A 3098-nucleotide genomic window follows, 5' to 3' on the forward strand; every position below is an offset into this window, starting at 1 on the left:
GTTCGCGATAGATCTGCCGCTGCTCGAGCTACTCCGAGGCGTAAGTGTCAATTCGGTGGCCGCCAGAATCCTCACCGACCTTCACCTGACGAACGCCGGCCCCGCGGCGGTCACCGAAGAAGTGCCAGAGACCGACACCACCGACGACGACGTCGACCGAATGGTTGAACAACTGTCCGAGGCCGAGCTACGGGAAGTGTTGGCTGAACTCGAGAAACAAGGCGGAGCACACTCGTGAATTCCGCGGTGCAGGTTCGGAGTTTGTCGAAATCCTACGGACAACTGCAGGCCGTGCGGGAGGTGAATCTCGACGTCGGATACGGCGAAGTCTTTGCGATCCTCGGGCCCAACGGTGCCGGCAAGTCAACGACCATCGAGATCCTCGAGGGTCACCGAAAGCGTGATTCGGGCCATGTGAGTGTGTTAGGCGAAGACCCTGGAGTCGCCGGCAGGGAGTGGCGCGCCAAGATCGGCGTGGTACTTCAAGAAGTCAGCGACGCCGGAATGCTGACAGTCGCCGAAACCATGCGGATGTTCGCCAAATGCTATGGCGCGGCGCGCGTCCCCGAGGAGGTACTCGAACTCGTCGGGCTCGGATCGGTGTCCGAATCGAAAGTGCGGACGCTCTCAGGGGGTCAGCGTCGTCGGCTCGACGTCGCGCTCGGCATCATCAACCTGCCGACACTGCTATTTCTCGACGAACCGACGACCGGCTTTGATCCCGAAGCGAGACTACGCTTTTGGGACCTCATTCGGCTGCTGGCCGGTAGCGGCACAACGATCCTGCTGACCACCCACTACCTCGAGGAAGCGGCAGCGCTGGCAGACCGCGTCGCGGTCATCGCCGACGGGCGGGTGGTCGCAGTCGACTCGCCGCAGAATCTGATCCGGTATGTCAACTCGGCCGCGACCGTCCGATGGATGGCAGACGGCGAAATCCACACGGTGGAAACCGATCGCCCGACTGAACTGATCAGGCAACGATCGATGGCCGGCACGGAGTTGACTGACCTGACGGTCTCTCGCCCCACCCTCGAGGACGCCTACCTCCAATTGATCGGTATGAAATGACGGGAACCGACCGCATGGCCAGCGCCGCGCCGCGCGAACGCCGGCTGACTGAATCACCGCCACCACTTCCGTCCCCGCTACGAATCGGCTTGTCGCGAGTCGTACCCGAGCTCAAGATGTTTTACCGCCGACCGGAGCAAATGGTGCTGACATTTTCGCTACCGGCGGTCATCTGCATCCTGCTGGGTTCGATCTTCTCCACCAAACTGCCCCACACCGAAACCAGTACCGGCGCCGTCATCGCAGCCAGCATGCTTGCGTACGGGATTCTCTCGACGTCGTTCATCAACTTGGGCATCAGCATTGCCGCCGACCGCGACACCGGCGCATTACGACGTCTGCGTGGGACACCAACCACCGCGCTGTCGTATTTCATCGGCAAGATTTGCCTCGTCGCAATCGTCAGCCTTGCCGAGGCCGTCATCCTTCTGGCGGTGGGTTTACTATTCTTCGATTTACATTTGCCTGCAACGGTTTTCGGCTGGATCACGCTGACTTGGGTCTTCCTTCTGGGGATCGTCAGCTGTTCGCTGCTCGGCATCTTCATCAGTAATCTGGCCAGCAACGCGGTCGCGGCCGCGGTCGTCACCAACGGCCCGGCGGTCGGCTTACAGTTCGTGTCGGGGACCTACGTGCCGCTCATCGTGCTGCCGACGTGGATGTTGGTCGTCGGCTCCATCTTTCCGGTCAAATGGATGGCGCAAGGGTTCCGGTCAGTGCTTCTGCCGTCCACAATGGCCGCCTTCGAGCCGGCCGGCAATTGGGAGCACTGGCACATATTTTTGGTGCTGACCGCCTGGACTATCGGCGGATTGGCGGCCTGCCTCACAGTTTTCCGCTGGTCGGACAAGGGCTAATCAGGGGCGGGGCTCTCGACATCCTTCTTACTTGTCGGCGCGATGGCCTTCGCCGTCGTCAGCCAAGTAGGTGACGGTGTACCACTGACGATTGCTGTCTTCGTCCCCCGTAGCAGTTGCCTGCTCCAGACGGACATCGGTGAGATGCGGATTCTGCAGGCGGATAAAGTCTTCGAGCTCCGCGTCTCGTGCGGCGCCGGTGAGAGTTATCTCCGCGGGCGCTTTTCCCTCGTACCTCGACCAACTCACGCCTGACATCCTGCCTTGCAGCTGTGGTCAGCCGCATCGGACTGCGCTTACTTCGACGGGGATGGTGCAGGTTCGGGTGCCGGCGCCATCGCCGGCGGTGGCGCAGCGGGTGCAACGGGGGCGGGCGCCATGACCGGTGCCGGAGCGACGGGAGCCTGAATTGCCGGTGCCGGGACATCGGGTGCGTGCGGAGACGCAATGGCTTGCGGCGGTCCAACGGGTGCGACAGGCGGGGCCGCCACCGCCGGTGGGGGCGCCGCTTCCTGCGAGTGCGCGTTGGGAGTACCGGGTTCCGGATGATCCGCGCCGGGTGGTGGTGGCTCGCCCGGTCCCGGGTGGTCGGACGCAGGCGGCGGTTGCCCTGGGTCAGGGTGGTCGGTCCCGGGTGGCGACCCGGGCTCGTGGTGGTGCGGCGGCGGGGGAGGTTCGTGTCCTTTGTCTCTCGGCGGAGGCTCAATCGACGGGGGCGTGGGCGGTGGTGTGTACGGCACAAACCCCGGGCAGCCGGGGGTGATTGGCGAGCAGTTAGAGATGCTGTTCGGGTCGAAGGGACCACCAACGCACGAAGCGGTATAGCGCCAGGCCGCCGATGCGCACTTCGCGTCAGCTGGGCCTGCCGGTGGACACGTCGGATCGGCTGGGTTGTCCGTGCATTTGTCGGCCACGGCTGGACCGCGACTGGCCGACACGGACGCCAAGGTCAGCGCCCCGTCGTGCACGCTGTTGGCTCCGATTGCAAAGCCGATCAGCACAGCTCTCGCGCCAGCGGCACGAGCGACGATGGCGATCGCCCCGACCGGTTCCCTCGGCCACCTCTTGATTGCATTTGTGCTTACGTCGCTTGACGAATGCGCTCGCGGGATCACTCCCTACACCTTTGTTAGGAAGCCTATGAATAGCCCAGGGTGGAGCTTTGGCTCG

Annotated in this window: 4 protein-coding genes; 3 read left to right on the top strand and 1 reads right to left on the bottom strand. The window is 63.5% G+C overall.

Annotated elements, in window-relative coordinates; translation table 11 throughout:
• The 3 genes from VN856_RS26700 to VN856_RS26710 form a co-directional block, all read left to right on the top strand.
• Positions 1-238, top strand: a 238-nt coding sequence (locus VN856_RS26700) for a hypothetical protein (protein WP_325694927.1), incomplete at its 5' end; no start/stop codon positions are given.
• Entirely contained in the window at positions 235-1071 is an 837-nt protein-coding gene (locus VN856_RS26705; RefSeq protein WP_325694929.1) for an ABC transporter ATP-binding protein, read from the top strand. The genes VN856_RS26700 and VN856_RS26705, both read left to right, overlap by 4 nt.
• Before the next feature lie 116 nt (positions 1072-1187).
• On the top strand, positions 1188-1928 hold the full coding sequence (locus tag VN856_RS26710) for an ABC transporter permease (protein ID WP_414687061.1): 741 nt from the start codon (positions 1188-1190) through the stop codon (positions 1926-1928).
• A gap of 27 nt (positions 1929-1955) precedes the next feature.
• Here VN856_RS26710 and VN856_RS26715 read toward each other — a convergent pair whose 3' ends face one another.
• Positions 1956-2177, bottom strand: a complete 222-nt coding sequence (locus VN856_RS26715; RefSeq protein WP_325694931.1) for a hypothetical protein — start codon at positions 2175-2177, stop codon at positions 1956-1958.
• Positions 2178-3098: the final 921 nt, after the last annotated feature.

It is taken from the genome of Mycobacterium sp., assembly GCF_035603715.1.
In the GTDB taxonomy this organism is placed as follows: domain Bacteria; phylum Actinomycetota; class Actinomycetes; order Mycobacteriales; family Mycobacteriaceae; genus Mycobacterium.

Coding starts and splice junctions, on each gene's coding strand:
- VN856_RS26710 (WP_414687061.1), top strand. CDS start 1,188: ATGTTTTACCGCCGACCGGAGCAAATGGTGCTGACATTTTCGCTACCG.